This window comes from Metapseudomonas boanensis (assembly GCF_018704125.1).
Taxonomy (GTDB): Bacteria; Pseudomonadota; Gammaproteobacteria; order Pseudomonadales; family Pseudomonadaceae; genus Metapseudomonas; species Metapseudomonas boanensis.
Window position 1 is genome coordinate 71458 of sequence record NZ_JAGTIS010000007.1, and the last position, 21136, is coordinate 92593.

General features: G+C 58.6%; 20 protein-coding genes. 4 read left to right on the top strand and 16 right to left on the bottom strand.

Features of this window, described 5'->3' with window-relative positions; translation table 11 throughout:
- Window positions 1-2: 2 nt before the first annotated feature.
- The 16 genes from atpG to rpmH form a co-directional block, all read right to left on the bottom strand.
- Window positions 3-863 (bottom strand): F0F1 ATP synthase subunit gamma, encoded by an 861-nt coding sequence (atpG, locus tag J7302_RS14335; RefSeq protein ID WP_215375683.1) that lies wholly within the window; start codon window positions 861-863, stop codon window positions 3-5.
- Between the two features lie 50 nt (window positions 864-913).
- Entirely contained in the window at window positions 914-2458 is a 1545-nt protein-coding gene (atpA, locus tag J7302_RS14340) for a F0F1 ATP synthase subunit alpha (protein ID WP_215375686.1), read from the bottom strand.
- 21 nt (window positions 2459-2479) lie between these two features.
- Entirely contained in the window at window positions 2480-3016 is a 537-nt protein-coding gene (locus tag J7302_RS14345) for a F0F1 ATP synthase subunit delta (RefSeq protein WP_215375689.1), read from the bottom strand.
- Window positions 3017-3028: 12 nt separating this feature from the next.
- The gene (locus J7302_RS14350) at window positions 3029-3499 is read right to left on the bottom strand and encodes a F0F1 ATP synthase subunit B (protein ID WP_215375692.1); all 471 of its coding nucleotides are present in this window, start codon (window positions 3497-3499) and stop codon (window positions 3029-3031) included.
- A 49-nt stretch (window positions 3500-3548) separates the two neighbouring features.
- Complete coding sequence (gene atpE / locus J7302_RS14355; RefSeq protein WP_003457994.1) at window positions 3549-3806, bottom strand: F0F1 ATP synthase subunit C; 258 nt, start codon at window positions 3804-3806, stop codon at window positions 3549-3551.
- Window positions 3807-4000: 194 nt separating this feature from the next.
- Window positions 4001-4870: a F0F1 ATP synthase subunit A gene (gene atpB, locus J7302_RS14360; protein ID WP_215375697.1), complete on the bottom strand. Its 870-nt coding sequence runs from the start codon at window positions 4868-4870 to the stop codon at window positions 4001-4003.
- 16 nt (window positions 4871-4886) lie between these two features.
- The gene (locus J7302_RS14365; protein ID WP_215375702.1) at window positions 4887-5294 is read right to left on the bottom strand and encodes a F0F1 ATP synthase subunit I; all 408 of its coding nucleotides are present in this window, start codon (window positions 5292-5294) and stop codon (window positions 4887-4889) included.
- Window positions 5295-5441: 147 nt separating this feature from the next.
- Entirely contained in the window at window positions 5442-6314 is an 873-nt protein-coding gene (locus J7302_RS14370) for a ParB/RepB/Spo0J family partition protein (RefSeq protein WP_215375705.1), read from the bottom strand.
- A 9-nt stretch (window positions 6315-6323) separates the two neighbouring features.
- Window positions 6324-7112 carry a ParA family protein gene (locus J7302_RS14375; protein ID WP_215375709.1) on the bottom strand — a complete coding sequence of 263 codons (789 nt, stop codon included), beginning with the start codon at window positions 7110-7112 and terminating at the stop codon, window positions 6324-6326.
- 15 nt (window positions 7113-7127) lie between these two features.
- A complete protein-coding gene (gene rsmG / locus J7302_RS14380) occupies window positions 7128-7775 on the bottom strand; it encodes a 16S rRNA (guanine(527)-N(7))-methyltransferase RsmG (RefSeq protein ID WP_215375712.1) in 648 nt (215 codons plus the stop codon).
- The gene (gene mnmG, locus J7302_RS14385; RefSeq protein WP_215375716.1) at window positions 7775-9667 is read right to left on the bottom strand and encodes a tRNA uridine-5-carboxymethylaminomethyl(34) synthesis enzyme MnmG; all 1893 of its coding nucleotides are present in this window, start codon (window positions 9665-9667) and stop codon (window positions 7775-7777) included. Before mnmG ends, rsmG begins: the two co-directional genes overlap by 1 nt.
- 522 nt (window positions 9668-10189) lie before the next feature.
- On the bottom strand, window positions 10190-11557 hold the full coding sequence (mnmE, locus tag J7302_RS14390) for a tRNA uridine-5-carboxymethylaminomethyl(34) synthesis GTPase MnmE (protein WP_215375719.1): 1368 nt from the start codon (window positions 11555-11557) through the stop codon (window positions 10190-10192).
- An 85-nt stretch (window positions 11558-11642) separates the two neighbouring features.
- Complete coding sequence (gene yidC, locus J7302_RS14395; protein ID WP_215375722.1) at window positions 11643-13319, bottom strand: membrane protein insertase YidC; 1677 nt, start codon at window positions 13317-13319, stop codon at window positions 11643-11645.
- Window positions 13320-13321: 2 nt separating this feature from the next.
- Window positions 13322-13567 carry a membrane protein insertion efficiency factor YidD gene (gene yidD, locus J7302_RS14400; protein ID WP_215375724.1) on the bottom strand — a complete coding sequence of 82 codons (246 nt, stop codon included), beginning with the start codon at window positions 13565-13567 and terminating at the stop codon, window positions 13322-13324.
- Window positions 13560-13964, bottom strand: a complete 405-nt coding sequence (gene rnpA / locus J7302_RS14405; RefSeq protein WP_215375728.1) for a ribonuclease P protein component — start codon at window positions 13962-13964, stop codon at window positions 13560-13562. The genes yidD and rnpA overlap by 8 nt, the downstream gene beginning before the upstream one ends.
- 14 nt (window positions 13965-13978) lie before the next feature.
- Window positions 13979-14113 (bottom strand): 50S ribosomal protein L34, encoded by a 135-nt coding sequence (gene rpmH, locus J7302_RS14410; protein WP_003458028.1) that lies wholly within the window; start codon window positions 14111-14113, stop codon window positions 13979-13981.
- Window positions 14114-14640: 527 nt separating this feature from the next.
- On the opposite strand from rpmH, the gene dnaA reads away from it, so the two are divergent.
- The 4 genes from dnaA to gyrB are packed head-to-tail and all read left to right on the top strand — an operon-like array spanning window position 14641 to window position 20784.
- A complete protein-coding gene (gene dnaA / locus J7302_RS14415; protein ID WP_215375733.1) occupies window positions 14641-16116 on the top strand; it encodes a chromosomal replication initiator protein DnaA in 1476 nt (491 codons plus the stop codon).
- Window positions 16117-16145: 29 nt separating this feature from the next.
- Window positions 16146-17249, top strand: a complete 1104-nt coding sequence (gene dnaN / locus J7302_RS14420; RefSeq protein WP_215375737.1) for a DNA polymerase III subunit beta — start codon at window positions 16146-16148, stop codon at window positions 17247-17249.
- 7 nt (window positions 17250-17256) lie between these two features.
- Window positions 17257-18360: a DNA replication/repair protein RecF gene (gene recF / locus J7302_RS14425; RefSeq protein ID WP_215375740.1), complete on the top strand. Its 1104-nt coding sequence runs from the start codon at window positions 17257-17259 to the stop codon at window positions 18358-18360.
- Between the two features lie 3 nt (window positions 18361-18363).
- On the top strand, window positions 18364-20784 hold the full coding sequence (gyrB, locus tag J7302_RS14430) for a DNA topoisomerase (ATP-hydrolyzing) subunit B (protein WP_215375743.1): 2421 nt from the start codon (window positions 18364-18366) through the stop codon (window positions 20782-20784).
- Window positions 20785-21136: the final 352 nt, after the last annotated feature.

The following is a 21136-nucleotide window of genomic DNA, read 5'->3' on the forward strand; positions in this document are numbered from 1 at the left end:
TCTTAAACCGCAGCAGCGCCGCCGACGATTTCCGAGATCTCTTGGGTGATCGCAGCCTGACGGGCCTTGTTGTAGACCAGCTGAAGTTCGCTGATCAGGTCACCGGCGTTGTCAGTGGCGTTCTTCATCGCGATCATCCGCGCCGCTTGCTCGGCTGCGTTGTTCTCGACGACCGCCTGATACACCTGGGATTCCACGTAGCGCACCAGCAGCCCTTCGAGGAGCTCCTTGGCGTCGGGTTCGTAGAGGTAGTCCCAGTGATGCTTGAGCTCTTGATCCGGATCGGCCACCAGCGGAACCAGTTGGTCCACGGTCGGCTTCTGCGTCATTGTATTGACGAACTTGTTGGAGACCACGAACAGGCGATCGACACGGCCTTCCAGGTATGCATCGAGCATCACCTTGACGCTGCCGATCAGATCGTTGATCGACGGCTCTTCGCCGATATGGCTGATAGCTGCAACGACGTTACCGCCGAAGTTGCGGAAGAAGGCCGCACCCTTGCTACCAATCACGCAGAGGTCGACCTCTACGCCTTGCTCGCGATAACCCGCCATGTCCTTGACCAGGGCCTTGAACAGGTTGGTGTTCAAGCCGCCGCACAAGCCACGGTCACTGCTCACCACGACATAACCGACGCGCTTCACTTCGCGCTCGATCATGAACGGATGGCGGTACTCCGGGTTGGCGTTGGCCAGATGACCGATCACCTGGCGGATGCGCTCCGCGTAGGGACGGCTGGCAGCCATGCGCATTTGAGCTCTGCGCATCTTGCTGACCGCCACCTTTTCCATGGCGCTGGTGATCTTCTGCGTGCTTTTGATGCTCGCAATCTTGCTGCGAATCTCTTTTGCGCCTGCCATTTGACACCTATCAGGTTAGCAGGCGGGGGTCTTGCGACCCCCGCTGCGGCTTACCAGGTTTGGGTGGCTTTGAACTTCTCGATACCGGCTTTCAGGCCTGCGTCGATTTCGTCATTGAAGTCACCCTTCTCGTTGATCTTCGCCAGCAGAGCGGCGTGATCCCGGTTGAAGTAAGCAATCAGGGCCTGCTCGAAAGCGCCGATCTTGGCGACTTCGATGTCCTGCAGGAAACCACGCTCGGCGGCATACAGGCTCAGCGACATGTCGGCAATCGACATGGGCGCATACTGCTTCTGCTTCATCAGCTCGGTGACGCGCTGACCATGCTCAAGCTGCTTGCGGGTAGCCTCGTCCAGATCAGAAGCAAACTGGGCGAAAGCCGCCAGTTCGCGGTACTGCGCCAGAGCGGTACGGATACCGCCGGAGAGCTTCTTGATGATCTTGGTCTGGGCCGCACCACCAACACGGGATACCGAGATACCGGCGTTTACGGCCGGACGGATACCCGAGTTGAACATGGCCGATTCCAGGAAGATCTGACCGTCGGTGATGGAGATCACGTTGGTCGGAACGAACGCGGAAACGTCGCCAGCCTGGGTTTCGATGATCGGCAGAGCAGTCAGGGAACCAGTCTTGCCAGTCACGGCGCCATTGGTGAACTTCTCGACGTACTCTTCGGAAACGCGGGAAGCGCGCTCCAGCAGACGACTGTGGAGATAGAACACGTCGCCCGGGTAGGCTTCGCGGCCCGGCGGACGGCGCAGCAGCAGGGAGATCTGACGGTAGGCAACGGCTTGCTTGGACAGATCGTCATACACGATCAGCGCGTCTTCGCCGCGGTCGCGGAAGTACTCGCCCATGGTGCAGCCGGCGTACGGTGCGATGAACTGCAGCGCAGCGGATTCGGAAGCACTGGCAGCCACCACGATGGTGTTGGCCAGGGCGCCGTTTTCTTCCAGCTTGCGTACCACGTTGGCGATGGTCGATTGCTTCTGACCGATGGCAACGTAGACGCAGCGGATGCCGCTGTTCTTCTGGTTGATGATGGCGTCGACTGCCAGTGCGGTCTTGCCGATCTGACGGTCACCGATGATCAGCTCGCGCTGGCCACGGCCTACCGGAATCATGGCATCGACCGACTTGTAGCCGGTCTGTACCGGCTGGTCGACCGACTTACGCCAGATCACACCCGGCGCGACCTTCTCTACAGCGTCGGTGGCGACGTTGTTCAGAGGGCCTTTGCCATCGATCGGGTTGCCCAGGGCATCGACTACGCGGCCCAGCAGTTCCGGACCAACCGGTACCTCGAGGATGCGGCCGGTGCACTTGGCGCTCATGCCTTCAGCGAGGGTCAGATAGCTACCGAGGACCACGGCACCGACGGAGTCTTGTTCCAGGTTCAGCGCCATACCATAGACGCCACCAGGGAACTCGATCATCTCGCCGTACATCACGTCGGCCAGGCCGTGGATGCGCACGATACCGTCGGACACGCTAACGATGGTGCCTTCGTTGCGGGCTTGCGAAGAGACGTCGAGTTTCTCGATACGTCCCTTGATGATTTCACTAATTTCGGAAGGATTGAGTTGCTGCATTGCTCTGCTGCCCCTTCAAACTCAAGATTTCAACGCTTCGGCCAGTTTCGCGAGCTTGCCGCGAACCGAGCCATCGATAACCAGGTCGCCGGCGCGGATGACGACGCCGCCTATCAGGCTGGCATCCTCCGCGGCGTGCAGACGCACTTCTCGGCTGAGCCGTGCGCTGAGAACCTTGGCGAGTTTGTCTTGCTGTTCATCGCTCAATGCGAAGGCACTGGTGACCTCCACGTCTACCGACTTCTCCTGCTCGGCCTTGTAAAGCTCGAACAGTTCGACGATTTCCGGCAGCAGCACGAGGCGGCCATTCTCGGAAAGGACGTGGATGAAATTGCCTACCTGGGCATCAAACTTGTCACCAACTACCTCGACAAAGGTGTTGGCTTTCTCTGCGCTCGTCAGTCGCGGGGCTTTGAGCACTTGCTGCATGGTGTCGTCCTGCGACACCGCAGCGGCCAGGCCTAGCATGGCCGACCAAGCGGCCAGCTGCTGATGGGCCTGGGCGTACTCGAAAGCAGCCTTGGCGTAAGGTCGGGCCAGCGTGGTCAGTTCTGCCATGATCGCCCTCGCTTAAATTTCGGCTGCCAGTTTGTTAACCAGCTCCGCATGCGCGTTTTGATCGATAGTGGCACCCAGGATCTTCTCGGCACCATTAACGGCCAGGCTACCCAGTTGGGCGCGCAGCGCGTCTTTGACACTGTTCAGTTCCTGCTCGATCTCGGCCTGAGCCTGCGCCTTCAGGCGCTCGCCTTCGGCACGTGCCTGATCGCGAGCTTCGTCGACGATCTGGGTACCGCGCTTTTTGGCTTGCTCGATGATTTCAGCTGCCTGAGTCTTGGCTTCGCGCAGTTGCTGACCCACTTTCTCATGGGCCAGCTCCAAGTCACGAGCCGCACGGTTGGCAGCGTCCAGGCCATCGGCAATCTTCTTCTGACGGTCCCGCAGAGCAGTGATGACCGGAGGCCACACGAACTTCATGCAGAACAGTACGAAGATGAAGAAAGCAACGGACTGGCCGATCAGGGTTGCATTAATGTTCACGCCAACACCTCGCTCGTTCGTTGTCAGTCGAATCCTCGATCAACGAGGATTACTGGGCTACCTGAGCAATGAACGGGTTAGCGAAGGTGAAGAACAGAGCGATACCAACGCCGATCATGGTTACGGCGTCGAGCAGACCGGCAACGATGAACATTTTGACTTGCAGCATCGGAACCATTTCCGGCTGACGCGCAGCGCCTTCCAGGAACTTGCCACCCAGCAGACCGAAGCCAATGGCAGTACCCAGGGCACCCAGGCCAATCAGCAGAGCTACGGCGATCGCGGTCAGACCTACTACAGTTTCCATTTTTCCTCCCGACTTTATGTCGTGTTGGTTAAGGGTTAAGTGAAGCGGTAAAGCGAAATCGTTTATTCCCACTGCCCTTTCGGGCTTTCCCACGCTGGTTGGCGTGGGACCATCTCGAACTTGAAGACACCCTCTTGCGCCCTTCGGGCGCCTCCTCCCGGAAGGGAGAAGGTCGTCAGGTGCGCTTCACGTTCTTAATGGTTGTCCTCATGCGCCATCGACAGGTAGACGATGGTCAGCATCATGAAGATGAAGGCCTGCAGGGTGATGATCAGGATGTGGAACACAGCCCACGCCCACTGCAGTGCAATGCCCAGGCCGCTCAGCAGCAGAATGCCCGCGCCGAACATCACAGCGATCAGGATGAACACCAGCTCGCCGGCGTACATGTTGCCGAACAGACGCAGGGCCAGGGAGATCGGCTTGGCCACCAGGGTTACGAACTCGAGCAGGAAGTTGACCGGGATCAGAATGATCTGAACCAGGATGTTCTTGCTGCTGAATGGGTGCAGGGTCAGTTCGCCGAGGAAACCGCCGATACCCTTCACCTTGATGCTGTAGAAAATGATCAGGCCAAATACCGAGAGGGCCATGCCCAGGGTGGCGTTCGGGTCGGTGGTCGGCACAGCGCGGAAGAACAGGTGCTCGTTACCAGTGATTTTGGCAGCGAGGACCGGAATCCAATCCACCGGCACCAGGTCGATGGCGTTCATCAGGAAGATCCAGACGAAGATGGTCAGCGCCAGAGGAGCAATCAGCGGGTTACGGCCGTGGAAGGTGTCTTTCACGCTGCTGTCGACGAAGCTGATCATCACTTCGACGAGGTTCTGCAGGGCGCCCGGCTGGCCGGAGGTGGCCTTCTTGGCCGCCATACGGAACAGCAGGACAAAGATCAGACCCATGGCCACGGACCACCCCAGGGTGTCCACATGGAAGGCCCAGAAGCCCATTTCCTTGGCTTGCTCAGCGGTGTGGGCAAAGCCCCACTCGCCCGAAGGCAGTTGACCGAAGGTCAGGTTCTGCAGGTGATGCTGGATATAGCCCGAAGCGGTTTGCTCTGCCATGTTTGCCTCAAACGCCCTAAGGTTTCGAATATCTTGTTCTCATCAGCAGGGGCGCGAACCAGCTGACCGCCTGGGTCAGCAGGAAGACGCCGAATACCGCCAGCGCCTCCAGGGGTTTCACTCCTGCGAACGTCAGCGCAAACAGCACTGCCGTCAGAATCAGCTTGCCCATCTCACCGGCATAAAAAGACCGGACTATCGCTTGGGCTGCCCGGGCTCCGCTAAAGCGGAAAGCCTTGTGGGCGAAATACAGGTTCGGCAGCCAACAGATCAGGCCACCACACAACCCAGAGTATCCAGCGACCGTGCCTCGCCACTGCCAGAGAACGACGGCGGCAATCAACAACACGACCAACTGGGCCAGCAGCACCGGAAAAACCGGCAAACGATGGAAGGGCAGGCGGTTTGGCGTGCGGGTATCCATCGCGGCGAATCCTCTGGCGTCGGCGCCTTGAATCAATAACTTGGCATAGTTTGTGCCGACAAAATTGCGCGCAGAGTATAGGGGGGGGAATCCCCCCGTTCAACTGTCGGGTAGTGAATTCCGACTGTCGCTACAGCACCAATTGTTTCAGCGGATGTGGGCCAGGACGCCCTGTAATTCGTCGAGGGAGTTGTAGCGAATGACCAGTTGGCCTTTGCCTTTCTGGCCATGCTTGATCTGCACGGGAGCGCCCAACCGCTCAGCCAGGCGCTGTTCAAGGCGGCTGATGTCCGGATCCGATTTGACCGGTTCGACAGCTTTCTCCTTGCTGGTCAACCAGTGCCGGACCAGTGCTTCGGTCTGGCGCACGGTCAGGCCACGTGCGACAACATGTCGCGCCCCTTCTACCTGCCGCTCAAGGGGCAGACCGAGAAGCGCCCGTGCATGCCCCATCTCGAGGTCACCGTGGGAGAGGAGGGTCTTGATCTCCTCCGGCAGGCCGATCAGGCGCAGCAGGTTGGTGATGGTGACGCGTGATTTGCCGACTGCTTCCGCGACCTGCTGCTGCGTGAGCTGGAACTCCTGCTGGAGGCGTTGCAGGGCAATGGCTTCCTCGATCGGGTTGAGGTCTTCGCGCTGGATGTTTTCGATCAGCGCCATGGCGATGGCGGCTTCATCAGGGACTTCGCGGACCATGGCCGGAATCTTGTCCAGTCCAGCCTGGTGGCTGGCACGCCAGCGGCGTTCGCCGGCGATGATCTCGAAACGGCCGCCGCCGATCGGACGCACGACGATGGGCTGCATGACGCCCTGTGCCTTGATCGACTGGGCCAGCTCTTCGAGGGCGGTCGGGTCCATGTCGCGGCGAGGCTGGTACTTACCGCGCTGGATCAGGTCCAGCGGCACGTATTGCAGTTCACGGCTATCGACCTGAACGGCTTCTTCTTCCAGCTTTGTGACGGAACTGCCACCCAGCAGGGCGTCCAAGCCACGGCCCAGACCTCGTTTTTTCGCGGCCATGCGGATTCCTTATGCGGTAGCGGTTTTGGCGTTCGCGCGCTGGCGACGGACCAGCTCGCCTGCCAGCGCCAAGTAGGCGATGGCGCCACGGGATTGCTTGTCGTAGACCAGTGCCGGCATGCCATAGCTCGGAGCTTCGGCCAGGCGCACGTTACGCGGAATGACAGAATCGTAGAGCTTGTCGCCGAAGTGCGTCTTGAGCTGCGCCGACACTTCGTTGGTCAGGCTGATGCGCGGGTCGTACATGGTGCGCAAGAGGCCTTCGATCCTCAGGCTCGGATTCAGCAACTTGCCAATGCGCTGGATGCTGTTGACCAGGTCGGACAAGCCTTCGAGTGCGTAGTACTCGCACTGCATGGGGATGATCACGCCATCAGAGGCAACCAGGGCGTTGATCGTCAGCATCGACAGCGAAGGCGGGCAGTCGATGAGGATGTAGTCGTAGTTCTCGCGAATCGGTGCGAGGGCCTCGCGCAACCGATGTTCCTTGTTCGGCATTTCGAGCAAAGCCACTTCCGCCGCGGTGAGGTCGCGGTTGGCAGGCAGCAGCTGATAGCCCCCGTGCTCAGAGAATTGCATGGCGGTCGCCAGGTCGCACTCGCCGGTCAGGACGTCATAGACGGAGTGGTCCAGCGCGAGCTTGTCGACGCCGCTGCCCATGGTGGCGTTGCCTTGAGGGTCGAGGTCGATCAACAGCACGCGGCGCTTGGTGGCGACCAGCGAGGCAGCCAGGTTGACACAGGTGGTGGTCTTGCCGACCCCGCCTTTCTGATTGGCGATTGCGAATACCTTGGCCATGGCAGCCCTATCCCCTTATAGCGTGCGGCGCAGTATCAGCAGATGCCGCTGGCCTTGGCAACCTGGAACGACCAGGGCGTGTTCGGACTCCACACGGAAGTCCTCCGGCAAAGCTTGCAGTTCCTCGTCCGGATGCAGGCCTTTCATGGCCAACCAGCGGGTCTCACCGTCCCCCAGATGACGCGTCCAGTTGCTGAAGTCTTCCAGCGAACTGAAGGCGCGGGAGACGATCCCGTCGAACGGACGTTCAGGTGTGAACGCTTCGACGCGGCTGTGGACAACTTCGAGGTTGGCAAGTTTCAGCTCCAGCTTCACCTGGGTCAGAAAACGGGTCTTCTTGCCGTTGGAGTCGAGCAGGGTGAAACGGCGTTCGGGAAACATGATGGCCAGCGGAATACCAGGCATGCCCCCACCACTGCCGACATCCAGCCAGTTATCCCCAAGTGCAGCCACATGCGGCAGGACGCTCAGGCTGTCCAGCAGGTGGCGCGAGACCATTTCATCCGGATCGCGCACTGCGGTCAGGTTGTATGCCTTGTTCCACTTGATCAGCAGCGCCAGGTAGGCCAGCAGGTGCTCCTGCTGGACCGGGGTAAGTTCAACAGCGAGTTGTTGCGCGCCTAGGGACAGTTCGTCTGCATGGCGTTGGGTGACCAGGGACATCAGGCGCTTTGCTCCAGCTGGCGGCCTGCGCCGCGCTTCTTCAGGTGGATCAGCAGCAGGGAGATGGCTGCCGGGGTGACGCCGGGGATGCGCGAAGCCTGTCCGAGCGTCTCGGGACGAGTCTGTCCGAGCTTGTGCTGGATCTCCTTGGACAAACCAGAAATGGTCGCGTAGTCCAGGTCCGCAGGCAGGCGGGTGTCTTCGCTTGCGCGCAGACGTGCGATTTCGTCCTGCTGGCGGTCGATGTATCCAGCGTACTTGGTCTTGATCTCCACCTGTTCCGCGACCTGCGGGTCCTCGGCGCCACCTCCGGTCACGTCGACCAGCCCGGCGTAATCGATCTCGGGGCGGCTCAACAGGTTGAGCAGGTTGTATTCGTGGGCCAGTGGAGTGCCGAAGCGTTGGGCGATCGCGTCGCCTTCAGCCGTGCCAGGGCGTACCCAGGTGCTCTTCAGGCGTTGCTCTTCGAGCACGATGCCTTCGCGCTTGGCCTCGAAGGTGGCCCAGCGGCGGTCGTCAACCAGACCCAGTTCACGCCCTTTCTCGGTTAGGCGCAGGTCAGCGTTGTCTTCGCGCAGGATCAGCCGGTACTCGGCGCGCGAGGTGAACATTCGGTAAGGCTCCTGGGTACCCAGAGTGATCAGATCGTCGACGAGTACGCCGATGTAGGCTTCGTCTCGACGCGGGCACCAGGCTTCTTTGCCCTGGGCGCGGAGTGCGGCGTTGGCACCAGCGAGCAGCCCCTGGGCACCGGCCTCTTCGTAACCGGTGGTGCCGTTGATCTGGCCGGCGAAGAACAGGCCGCCGATGACCTTGGTCTCCAGGCTGTACTTCAGGTCGCGGGGGTCGAAGTAGTCGTATTCGATGGCATAGCCGGGGCGCACGATGTGGGCGTTTTCCATGCCGCGGATCGAGCGGACGATCTGCAGTTGCACGTCGAACGGCAGCGAGGTGGAGATCCCGTTCGGGTAAAGCTCATGGGTAGTCAGGCCCTCCGGTTCGAGGAAGACCTGGTGGCTGTCCTTGTCGGCGAAGCGATGGATCTTGTCTTCGATCGATGGGCAGTAGCGCGGACCGATGCCTTCGATGACACCGGAATACATCGGTGAACGATCGAGGTTGCTCGCGATGATCTCGTGGGTGCGCGCGTTGGTGTGGGTAATCCAGCAACTGACCTGGCGCGGGTGCTGCTCTTTCGAGCCGAGGAATGACATGACTGGAATCGGTGTATCGCCAGGTTGTTCTGTCATCACAGAGAAATCGACCGAGCGACCGTCGATGCGCGGTGGCGTACCGGTTTTCAGGCGACCGACGCGCAGCGGTAAATCGCGCAGGCGTTGGGCCAGGGCGATGGATGGCGGGTCCCCTGCACGGCCACCGGAATAGTTCTGCAGACCGATGTGGATAAGTCCACCGAGGAAGGTGCCTGTGGTCAGAACGACGGATTCAGCGTGGAACCTCAGCCCCATTTGGGTGACAACGCCTTTGACCTGATCGTTTTCCACAATCAGGTCATCACAAGCCTGCTGGAATATCCACAGGTTCGGCTGGTTCTCCAGAATCTCCCGAATAGCTGCCTTGTACAGAACACGGTCCGCTTGAGCACGGGTAGCGCGAACGGCAGGTCCCTTGCGGCTATTCAGCACACGGAACTGGATTCCACCAAGGTCGGTTGCAGTTGCCATGGCGCCGCCCAGCGCGTCGATTTCCTTGACCAGGTGGCTCTTGCCGATGCCACCAATGGCTGGGTTGCAGCTCATCTGGCCGAGGGTTTCCACATTGTGGGTCAGCAGCAGCGTCTTCACGCCCATGCGTGCGGCTGCCAATGCAGCCTCGGTACCGGCATGACCGCCGCCGATCACGATCACGTCAAAACGGGAAGGGAAATCCACCACGCACCTCGTGCCTGTTCATAGATGGGGAATAGGGAAAGGCGGCAAGTATAGGGACTTCGACTCGTTGAATGAAGCCTTCTGCACAAAAAATAGCCAGCTCCTTCTCCTGCTCTGCTTTGAGCTTTCTTTTGTCGATCGTGTCCTTTCCCTTGGGCTGATGTGGACAAGCCATTAGAAAAATAGAAGAGAAGAATTTTTAAAAAAGCTTGTTCTTATGTTTATACCTTAGGGAAGCTATTTTCTGTTGATAACTGCTATGAGAGCCTCTAAACCGGTAGTTACAGGGCAGGATAAGACTGTGCTGATCCTGCGGGAAGCGTCTGTGTATGCCGTAGGTAAGCTGTGGGCGGAATGCGTGGTTATCCACAGGAGGATTATACCTTCCGTTTTCAACAGGCTTCCGGACTGAGTTAAACGCAACTTATCAACAGAGCTTAGGTCAACCTGTGGATGGACGCGCAGATACGAAAAAACCGCCCGGAGGCGGCTTTTTGTCATGTGAGTAAGTTCGAGAAAGCGTTACTTGCCGATGCAGAAGCTGGAGAAGATGCGTCCGAGCAAATCGTCTGAGCTGAAGGCGCCAGTGATTTCGCCTAGTACTTGCTGAGCTTGGCGCAAGTCTTCTGCCAGGAGCTCGCCAGCGCCTGCAAGGGTCAATTGGCTACGGCCATGGTCGAGGTAGGTGGCTGCCTGGCGCAGGGCCTCCAGGTGCCGGCGGCGGGCACTGAAGCTGCTCTCGGCGGTCTGCTCGTAACCCATGCAAGCCTTGAGGTGTTCACGAAGCAGGTCCAGACCGTCGCCGGACCTAGCCGAAAGGCTGAGGGTCACATGGCCATCAGCACTGACCTCAAGTCCAACCGGATCCTGGCTGAGGTCCGCCTTGTTGCGGATCAGCGTGACCTTGGCCGGATCCGGCGTCTGGTCGAGGAATTCTGGCCATAGGGCAAAGGGGTCGGCAGCTTCCGGAGCGGTGGCATCGACCACCAACAGCACACGGTCGGCTTCACTGATGGCCTTCAGGGCACGTTCCACACCAATCTTTTCCACATGGTCGTCGGTATCACGCAGACCGGCGGTATCCACAACGTGCAGGGGCATGCCATCGATGTGGATATGTTCCCGCAGCACATCACGTGTCGTGCCGGCGACGTCAGTGACGATGGCGGCTTCACGGCCGGCCAACGCATTCAACAAACTGGATTTACCAGCATTGGGGCGTCCGGCGATCACCACGGTCATCCCGTCACGCAGTAACGCGCCTTGTCCGGCTTCTCGCAGCACTGTGGATAAGTTATCCCTAACGCCATCCAGCAAGCTCAGCACATGGCCGTCAGCAAGGAAATCGATCTCTTCCTCAGGGAAGTCGATGGCAGCTTCAACGTAGATACGAAGTTCGATGAGCCTCTCGGTGAGGCCATTTACCCGGCGTGAGAACTCGCCTTGAAGCGAGCGAAGGGCATTGCGTGCGGCTTGTTCGGAACTGGCTTCGATCAGGTCGGCAATGGCCTCGGCCTGGGCGAGGTCGAGCTTGTCATTGAGGAAGGCTCGCTCGCTGAATTCGCCTGGTCGAGCCTGGCGTGCGCCCAATTCCAGGCAGCGGTGAAGCAGCAGATCCATCACCACAGGCCCGCCGTGGCCCTGGAGTTCGAGGACGTCTTCGCCCGTAAAGGAGTGTGGGCCGGGGAAGTACAGCGCAAGCCCTTGGTCCAGGGTTTGTCCGGCGCTATCGAGGAACGGGCCGTAGTGGGCGTATCGGGGCGTGGGCACGCGACCGCAGATATCTTCGGCGATTCGCATGGCATGGGGCCCGGAGACACGGACGATACCGACGCCACCACGCCCTTGGGCGGTAGCAACGGCAGCAATGGTTTCACGTGCAGGATTCATCTGTGGATATCCCCAGGATTCGGGCTGCGGATAGCAAGACGCCCCTCGATGGGGGCGTCTTGTTCAAGCTAGGTTAGCGCGGTTATCAGGCGGCGGCTTTCTTGCTGGCTGCCTCGATCTGCCGTGTAATGTACCACTGCTGGGCAATCGACAGGACGTTGTTGACGACCCAGTACAGCACCAGACCTGCCGGGAACCAGAGGAAGAAGAAGGTGAAGATGATTGGCATCAGCTTCAGCACCTTGGCCTGCATGGGGTCGGGCGGCGTCGGGTTAAGTTGCTGCTGGATGAACATCGTGGCGCCCATGATGATCGGCAGGATGAAGAATGGATCCTTGATCGACAGGTCGGTGATCCAGAACATCCAGGGAGCCTGGCGCATCTCGACGCTTTCCAGCAGCACCCAGTAGAGGGCAAGGAATACTGGCATCTGGACCAGGATCGGCAGACAGCCGCCCAATGGGTTGATCTTCTCCTTTTTGTACAGCTCCATCATCGCCTGGGACATCTTCTGACGATCGTCGCCGTGCTGTTCCTTCAGTGCCTGCAGCTTCGGCGATACCGCACGCATGCGTGCCATCGACTTGTAGCTGGCAGCGGAGAGCGGGAAAAACGCGAGTTTGATCAGGATGGTCAAGCAGATGATCGCCCAGCCCCAGTTACCCAGCAGGCTGTGGATATGTTGCAGCAGCCAGAAGATCGGTTGGGCGATAAACCAGAGGAAGCCGTAGTCGACAGTCAGCTCGAGGCCTGGCGACAGCTCCTTCAGCTTGTCCTGCATCTTCGGACCGGCATAAAGGGTCGCACCTGCTTCGGCCTGAGAGCCAGCCGGAACGTTCAGCGAAGCACCAGTGAAGCCGACGATGTAGTTGCCTTGTGCATCCTTGCGGGTCTGGACCAGGTTTGCTTCGTCCTTGTCGGACACCCAGGCGGTCACGAAATAGTGCTGCAGCCAGGCTACCCAGCCACTCTGCACATTCTCCTTGAAGGCCTGCTTGTCCATGTCGCCCATCGACACTTTCTTGTACGGCTCATCCGGAGTCCACAGGGCGGCACCGAGGTAAGTGGAAACGCCGGTTGCGGTGCTGGAGGACGGGTCGCTGCTGCCATCGCGCTTGAGCTGGGCGAAGAAGTTTCCGCTCCATGCCTGGCCGCTCTGGTTGTCGATCTTGTAGGCGACGCCCAGATCGTATTGGCCGCGCTTGAAGGTGAAGCGCTTGGTGTAGTTCACCCCGGCTTCGCTGAAAGTCAGTTCGACGACCAATGTGTCCTGACCATCGGCCAGTTTGTAGGCCTTTTGCGCAGCGGAGTAGAGGGGGCGACCACTGGCGCGGGCGTCAGGGCCATTGGCGCCGGTCAGGCCGCTTTGTGCCAGGTAGGTGCGCTCGTTGCCGTTGTCGAACAGTTGGAACGGCACATCCGGGTGGTCCTGGCGACGCGGGTACTGAGGCAGGGTCAGTTGGACGATGTCGCCACCACGTGGATCAATGGCCAGATTCAACACGTCGGTTTCAACGCGGATCAGTTCGCTACTGGTAGCGACTGGGGTTGCCACCGGCTCGTTGCGTTCGCTGCTTGCAGTGGGGACGTCATCACTGGTCTTGGCGGCTGCCGTGGTGTCCGGCAGTGTCGCCTGCTGACTGCTGGCAATGTTGCCAGTCGTCGGCAATGCAGCCTGGCCGTAGTCCTGGTTCCATTGGAGAACCATCAGATAGGACACGATTGCCAGGGCGACGATCAGGATCGAGCGTTGAATATCCATGATTACTCGGCCATCGAAGAGGATTGGGAAGTTTTGGCAGGTGGCACCGGGTCATAGCCGCCCGGATTCCACGGATGACAGCGGCCGAGCCGACTCAGGGTCAGCCAGCCACCGCGCAGGACGCCATGCTGTTCGATGGCTTCCTGCGCGTAGCAGGAACAACTGGGATAGAAACGACAGTGACTGGCCATCAGGGGGCTGATGGCGTAGCGATAGAACTGGATCGGAGCGAGGGCCAGTTTACGCATGGGGACTGTCGGACACCCCTGATCCGGTCTGGGGTTCAGGGCGGGTCCGGCTGCGAGCGAGGCGCTTCCAGAGCTTAGCGAACTGATGTCTCAATTCAGGATTCTCCAGGTCGCCAATGCCTCTTTTGGCCACGATCACGATATCCCAACCTGCCAACGACTCAAGGTTATGGCGGAAGGATTCTCGAATCTGGCGTTTGAGACGGTTGCGTTCGACGGAGAGCTTCACGGCCTTTTTGCCGATCACCAAACCCAGACGGGGATGATCGAGACCGTTGTCGCGCGCTAGGAGCAGGACGTGCTTGCCGGGAACCTTCCCGGTAGGTGAGTCGAAGACTGACTTGAATTGTCGGGGAACCAGCAGACGCTTTTCCCGACCGAAGCCCTGACTCACCACCCGTTCCGGATAAATCAGACGGTCAGGCGCTTGCGGCCCTTGGCGCGACGACGCGACAGGACTTGGCGGCCGTTCTTGGTGGCCATACGGGCACGGAAACCGTGGGTGCGAGCGCGCTTGAGGGTGCTGGGTTGGAAAGTGCGTTTCATGATGCTTTACCTGGTGGTCACTACGGGCCGGAAGTGGCCCCCGTTTAAAGAGACCGGCAATTCTAGAGAAACGGCACGGTCAGGTCAATTTCCAACCAGTGTGCTTTGCGTAGAAGGATATAGAAGGAAAGGAAATTAAGAAAAGCTTGACTGTGTTTTTTATGTATTAGCGCCTTTTTTTCTGTGGATAAAACGCTGGGGCCAGCGAACCTCGCGGTCGGAGCCAGGCTGATAAGTTTGTCGACAAGCAGTGATCAGGCTGTGTGGCGCTTGGGAGGAAGCTGGGGAGTGATCGCTGATTTATGCACAGGCTGGTTATCCAGCGCCTTTTCCCCAAGCAGCCAATAGGGTTTATCAGGTGGTTATCCACAAGAATCATGCCAAGTGCAACAGCTTCTGTTGGAAGTGAATAACACGTTGATTTTACTTGCCCATTTGCGCTTCTTCGTGTGGATAACTTTTCCTCTGGAAGCTACAATGTCGGCTGATTTTTAGGTTAGACACCTTTCCGACCCTGGGGGATATCCGTGTCAGTGGAACTTTGGCAGCAGTGCGTGGAGCTTCTCCGCGATGAACTGCCTGCCCAACAATTCAACACCTGGATCCGCCCGCTACAGGTTGAGGCTGATGGAGACGAACTGAGGGTCTATGCACCCAACCGGTTCGTGCTCGATTGGGTCAACGAAAAGTACATGGGCCGTCTGCTTGAACTGCTCGGTGAGCGTGGAAATGGATTGGCCCCTGCGCTTTCGCTGCTGATTGGCAGCAAACGTAGTCCCGCTCCGCGTAAAGCGCCGCCACCACCGCCACCACCGCCGCCTCAACCCATCGTCGCACCACCGGCCGCTCCTGCTCCACGCCAGATGCGCATCGAGGCTGTGGATGAGTCGCGTGACAATCTGGACCCGTTGGCCGCCGTTGGTTCGCCGATGCCTGCCCTGCGCACTGAGCGTTCAGTTCAGGTCGAGGGCGCCCTCAAGCACACCAGCTATCTGAATCGCACCTTCACCTTCGAGAATTTCGTTGAAGGGAAGTCGAACCAGTTGGCACGGGCCGCAGCCTGGCAGGTGGCGGACAATCCCAAGCATGGCTACAACCCGCTGTTCCTTTATGGTGGCGTAGGCCTGGGTAAGACGCACCTGATGCATGCCGTCGGCAACCACCTGCTCAAGAAGAACCCGAATGCCAAGGTCGTTTACCTGCATTCGGAGCGCTTCGTCGCCGACATGGTGAAGGCGTTGCAGCTGAACGCAATCAACGAGTTCAAGCGCTTCTATCGGTCGGTAGATGCGTTGCTGATCGACGATATTCAGTTCTTCGCCCGTAAGGAGCGTTCTCAGGAAGAGTTTTTCCACACCTTTAACGCACTGCTTGAAGGTGGGCAGCAAGTCATCCTGACCAGCGACCGCTACCCGAAAGAGATCGAAGGTCTTGAAGAGCGCCTGAAATCGCGTTTTGGCTGGGGGCTGACAGTAGCTGTAGAGCCTCCTGAACTGGAGACGCGGGTCGCCATCCTTATGAAGAAGGCGGAACAGGCGAAAGTCGATTTGCCGCACGACGCAGCCTTTTTCATTGCTCAGCGCATTCGTTCCAACGTGCGTGAGCTGGAAGGCGCATTGAAGCGGGTCATTGCCCATGCACACTTCATGGGGCGTGATATCACGATCGATCTGATTCGCGAATCGCTGAAGGATCTTCTGGCGCTGCAGGACAAGTTGGTCAGCATCGACAACATCCAGCGCACCGTAGTCGAGTACTACAAGATCAAGATGTCCGACATGCTGTCCAAACGACGGTCACGTTCGGTGGCCCGGCCAAGGCAGGTCGCAATGGCCCTGTCCAAGGAACTGACCAATCATAGCCTGCCAGAGATCGGCGATGCGTTTGGCGGACGGGACCACACCACTGTTCTGCACGGCTGTCGTAAGATTGCGGAACTTAGGGAATCCGATGCGGATATCCGCGAGGATTACAAGAATCTGCTGCGTACATTGACCACCTGATCGCAGCCCACGAGGCAAGGGACTAGACCATGCATTTCACCATTCAACGCGAAGCCCTGTTGAAACCCCTGCAACTGGTCGCCGGCGTCGTCGAGCGCCGCCAGACCTTGCCGGTACTTTCCAACGTCTTACTGGTGGTTGAAGGCCAGCAGTTATCCCTGACCGGTACCGACCTAGAGGTCGAACTGGTTGGGCGCGTGGCCCTGGAAGAGCCGGCTGAACCGGGTGAGATCACTGTACCGGCTCGCAAGCTCATGGATATTTGCAAGAGCCTGCCGAGCGACGCGTTGATCGATATCCGTGTGGATGAGCAGAAGCTTCTGATCAAGGCAGGGCGCAGCCGTTTTACCCTGTCGACGCTGCCTGCCAACGATTTCCCCACTGTTGAAGAAGGCCCGGGTTCACTCTCGTTCAGCCTGGTGCAGAGCAAGCTGCGTCGTCTGATTGAGCGAACCAGCTTTGCAATGGCGCAACAAGACGTCCGTTACTACTTGAATGGCATGCTCCTGGAAGTCAATGCAGGCATCCTGCGAGCGGTCGCAACCGATGGTCACCGTCTCGCAATGTGCGCGATGGAAGCCGGGATCGAGGGTGTGGACCGTCACCAGGTCATCGTGCCTCGCAAAGGCATCCTGGAGCTTGCTCGCCTCCTGACTGAGCAGGACGGTGAGGTTCGTATCGTGTTGGGCCAACACCATATTCGCGCGACCACCGGGGAATTCACTTTCACTTCGAAGCTGGTCGACGGGAAGTTCCCGGACTATGAGCGCGTGCTGCCGCGCGGCGGTGACAAGTTGGTTGTTGGCGATCGCCAGGCCCTGCGCGAGGCGTTCAGTCGTACTGCAATTCTGTCCAACGAGAAGTACCGCGGCATTCGTCTGACCTTGGCCTCCGGCCTGCTGAAGATCCAGGCCAACAACCCTGAGCAGGAGGAAGCCGAGGAGGAAGTGGCAGTCGATTACAATGGCAGCAATCTGGAAATTGGCTTCAACGTCAGCTACCTGCTCGATGTGCTGGGCGTTATGTCTACTGAACAGGTTCGCTTGATCCTGTCCGACGCTAACAGCAGTGCGTTGGTCCAGGAAGCCGGTAACGACGATTCTTCTTATGTCGTGATGCCGATGCGTCTGTAATCACTCGATGTCCCTCAGTCGTATCACGGTCACCGGTGTGCGTAACCTGCAGCCGGTGACCCTCTCCCCCTCCCCCCGAATCAATATCCTCTACGGCGCCAACGGCAGCGGTAAAACCAGCCTGCTTGAAGCCATCCACTTGCTTGGACTTGCCCGGTCCTTTCGCAGCAATCGTCTGCAACCCGTCATCCAGTATGAGCAACCTGCCTGCACAGTCTTCGGACAAGTAGCGCTGGCTGAAGGCGGTCAATGCAGCCTCGGGATATCACGTGATCGCCAGGGTGAGTTTCAGATTCGAATAGATGGGCAGAATGCGCGTAGTACTGCACAGTTGGCTGAAGCATTGCCGCTGCAGTTGATCAATCCAGACAGCTTTCGGCTGTTGGAAGGGGCACCGAAGATACGCCGGCAGTTCCTGGATTGGGGAGTGTTCCACGTGGAACCTAGGTTCCTATCGGCCTGGCAGCGGCTCCAGAAGGCCCTGCGGCAGCGGAACTCGTGGCTCCGGCATGGTACACTTGACCCTGCTTCGCAGGCGGCTTGGGACCGTGAATTGTGCCTTGCCAGCGACGAGATTGATCGATATCGAAGAGCTTATATCCAGGCATTGAAGCCCGTCTTCGAAAGGACGCTTGCTGATCTTGTTGAGCTCGACAGCCTTACCCTCAGCTATTACCGCGGCTGGGATAAGGATCGGGAGCTTTCTGAAGTGCTGGTCACTTCCCTACCCCGCGACCAACAGATCGGGCATACCCAGGCTGGACCTCAACGAGCTGACTTGCGGCTGCGCTCTGGTGTACATAGCGCGGCCGACATACTTTCACGGGGTCAACAGAAGCTGGTGGTTTGTGCATTGCGCATCGCTCAAGGGCATCTGGTTAATCAAGCCAAGCGTGGCCAGTGTATCTACCTAGTTGACGACTTACCGTCTGAATTGGACGACCAGCATAGAAAGGCATTGTGCCGATTGCTGGAAGAATTGGATTGCCAGGTGTTCATCACCTGCGTTGACCATGAATTTCTGAGGGACGGCTGGCGCATGGACACGCCGGTTAGCATGTTCCACGTGGAACATGGCTGTATTACCCAGACCTTTGATCATCGGGAGTGAAGCATGAGCGAGAACAACACGTACGACTCTTCCAGCATTAAAGTGCTGAAGGGGCTGGATGCCGTACGCAAGCGCCCCGGCATGTACATCGGCGACACCGATGATGGAACCGGTCTGCACCACATGGTGTTCGAAGTTGTCGATAACTCCATCGACGAAGCCCTGGCCGGATACTGCTCCGAGATCAGCATCACCATCCATACCGATGAATCCATCACCGTCCGCGACAACGGCCGCGGCATTCCGGTCGATATCCACAAAGAAGAAGGGGTTTCCGCGGCAGAGGTCATCATGACCGTGCTGCACGCTGGCGGTAAGTTCGACGACAACACCTACAAGGTTTCCGGCGGTCTGCACGGTGTAGGGGTGTCCGTAGTGAACGCCCTGTCCGAAGAGCTGCGCCTGACCATCCGCCGCGCGGGCCAAGTGTGGGAGCAGATTTACCACCATGGTGTGCCGCAGTTCCCGCTGCGCCCAGTGGGCGAGACTGACGGCACCGGCACAGAAGTTCACTTCAAGGCTTCTGCTGCGACCTTTACCAACATCCATTTCAGCTGGGACATCCTGGCCAAGCGTCTGCGCGAGCTTTCCTTCCTCAACTCTGGGGTAGGCATTGTCCTGCGTGACGAGCGCAGTGGAAAGGAGGAGTTGTTCAAGTACGAGGGTGGTCTGAAGGCATTCGTCGAATACCTGAACACCAACAAGACCATCGTCAACGAGGTCTTCCACTTCAATATCCAACGTGAGGAAGATGGCGTTGGTGTAGAAGTAGCGCTCCAGTGGAACGACAGCTTCAACGAGAACATCCTCTGCTTCACCAACAATATTCCGCAGCGCGACGGCGGTACCCACCTGGCTGGCTTCCGCTCTGCCCTGACCCGTCACCTGAACAACTACATCGAGCAGGAAGGCCTGGCGAAGAAGTACAAGATCGCTACCACGGGCGATGACGCCCGCGAAGGCCTGACCGCGATCATATCGGTCAAGGTACCGGATCCCAAGTTCAGCTCGCAGACCAAGGACAAGCTGGTATCCAGCGAGGTGAAGACAGCGGTCGAACAGGAGATGGGCAAGTACTTCTCCGACTTTCTCCTGGAGAACCCGAACGAAGCCAAAGCAGTCGTTGGCAAGATGATCGATGCTGCTCGGGCTCGTGAAGCCGCTCGCAAGGCCCGTGAGATGACCCGCCGCAAGGGTGCCCTCGACATCGCCGGCCTGCCCGGCAAGCTGGCGGACTGCCAGGAGAAGGACCCTGCCCTCTCCGAACTGTACATCGTGGAGGGTGACTCCGCGGGCGGTTCTGCCAAGCAGGGTCGTAACCGCAAGACGCAGGCTATCCTGCCCCTCAAGGGTAAGATCCTCAACGTTGAGAAAGCTCGCTTCGACAAGATGCTGTCCTCCCAGGAAGTTGGGACCCTGATTACCGCACTCGGCTGCGGTATTGGTCGGGAGGAGTACAACATCGAGAAGCTGCGTTATCACAACATCATTATCATGACCGACGCCGACGTTGACGGTTCGCACATTCGTACCCTACTGCTGACCTTCTTCTTCCGCCAGATGCCTGAATTGATCGAGCGTGGTTACGTCTACATCGCTCAGCCGCCACTCTACAAGGTCAAGAAAGGCAAACAGGAGCAGTACATCAAGGACGATGAGGCCATGGACGAATACATGACCCAATCGGCCCTGGAAGACGCCAGCGTGCACGTCAACGAGAACGCTCCTGGCCTATCCGGCGAGGCGCTCGAGAAGCTGGTGAATGACTATCGCGGTGTGATGCGTACGCTCAAGCGCTTGTCCCGTCTGTACCCGCTGGAGCTGACCGAGCACATGGTCTACCTACCGCGTGTCAGCGTTGAACAGCTCTCCGACCAAGCTGCCATGCAGACTTGGCTTGACGGTTTCAAGGAGCGCCTGAAAGGTGCCGAGAAGTCGGGTCTTACTTACACCGCCAGCCTGCGTGAAGACCGCGAGCGTCACCTGTGGCTGCCAGAAGTGGAACAGACCGCCCATGGCCTGGCGCACTACATCACCTTCAATCGCGACTTCTTCGCTAGCAACGACTACAAGCAAGTGACTGAACTGGGTAACCAGCTCAATAACCTGCTCGAGGAAGGTGCTTACGTGCAGCGTGGCGAAAGGAAGAAGCCTGTGACCAGCTTCAAGGAAGCCCTGGCCTGGTTGATGACTGAGAGCACCAAGCGTCACACGATTCAGCGATACAAAGGTCTCGGTGAGATGAACCCGGAGCAGCTCTGGGAAACCACTATGGACCCGAACGTGCGCCGGATGCTCAAAGTGACCATCGAGGATGCGATTGCAGCCGATCAGATCTTCAACACCTTGATGGGCGATGCCGTAGAGCCGCGTCGCGACTTCATTGAGAGCAACGCGCTGGCGGTTTCGAACCTCGATGTTTGATTGATGTGTCGACGGGCATATTAATTGTCATGTTCGTGCAAGTTATTGTCATGACAAAAAGCGTCACTACCCCGGCCTAGCGCCGGGGTTTTTCTTTATGGGCCAATGCTTTAGGGATCGCTGTGCATTACAGCAGGAGCTCGTTCTGTAGTGAACCTACACGGAAGGCCCGGATAATCTCGTTTTTTGGGAGGTGAAAACTTAGGAGGTTTGAGAGGGAGATGCTGGCGGGTAAATTGGGTCAATCGAAGCAGCATCACCCATCAGCTGCTTAGAATCACCGCTGATGGGTGGGCCAGTGCGACCCGCTTGCGGATTCATTTAACCGAACCGCATGCTGAGCCACCCTGCC

Excerpts from the sequence above, each read along its gene's own strand:
- atpG (WP_215375683.1), bottom strand. The coding sequence starts at position 863 with ATGGCAGGCGCAAAAGAGATTCGCAGCAAGATTGCGAGCATCAAAAGC.
- atpA (WP_215375686.1), bottom strand. The coding sequence starts at position 2,458 with ATGCAGCAACTCAATCCTTCCGAAATTAGTGAAATCATCAAGGGACGT.
- J7302_RS14345 (WP_215375689.1), bottom strand. The coding sequence starts at position 3,016 with ATGGCAGAACTGACCACGCTGGCCCGACCTTACGCCAAGGCTGCTTTC.
- atpE (WP_003457994.1), bottom strand. The coding sequence starts at position 3,806 with ATGGAAACTGTAGTAGGTCTGACCGCGATCGCCGTAGCTCTGCTGATT.
- atpB (WP_215375697.1), bottom strand. The coding sequence starts at position 4,870 with ATGGCAGAGCAAACCGCTTCGGGCTATATCCAGCATCACCTGCAGAAC.
- J7302_RS14365 (WP_215375702.1), bottom strand. The coding sequence starts at position 5,294 with ATGGATACCCGCACGCCAAACCGCCTGCCCTTCCATCGTTTGCCGGTT.
- J7302_RS14370 (WP_215375705.1), bottom strand. The coding sequence starts at position 6,314 with ATGGCCGCGAAAAAACGAGGTCTGGGCCGTGGCTTGGACGCCCTGCTG.
- J7302_RS14375 (WP_215375709.1), bottom strand. The coding sequence starts at position 7,112 with ATGGCCAAGGTATTCGCAATCGCCAATCAGAAAGGCGGGGTCGGCAAG.
- rsmG (WP_215375712.1), bottom strand. The coding sequence starts at position 7,775 with ATGTCCCTGGTCACCCAACGCCATGCAGACGAACTGTCCCTAGGCGCG.
- mnmE (WP_215375719.1), bottom strand. The coding sequence starts at position 11,557 with ATGAATCCTGCACGTGAAACCATTGCTGCCGTTGCTACCGCCCAAGGG.
- yidC (WP_215375722.1), bottom strand. The coding sequence starts at position 13,319 with ATGGATATTCAACGCTCGATCCTGATCGTCGCCCTGGCAATCGTGTCC.
- yidD (WP_215375724.1), bottom strand. The coding sequence starts at position 13,567 with ATGCGTAAACTGGCCCTCGCTCCGATCCAGTTCTATCGCTACGCCATC.
- rpmH (WP_003458028.1), bottom strand. The coding sequence starts at position 14,113 with ATGAAACGCACTTTCCAACCCAGCACCCTCAAGCGCGCTCGCACCCAC.
- dnaN (WP_215375737.1), top strand. The coding sequence starts at position 16,146 with ATGCATTTCACCATTCAACGCGAAGCCCTGTTGAAACCCCTGCAACTG.
- recF (WP_215375740.1), top strand. The coding sequence starts at position 17,257 with ATGTCCCTCAGTCGTATCACGGTCACCGGTGTGCGTAACCTGCAGCCG.
- gyrB (WP_215375743.1), top strand. The coding sequence starts at position 18,364 with ATGAGCGAGAACAACACGTACGACTCTTCCAGCATTAAAGTGCTGAAG.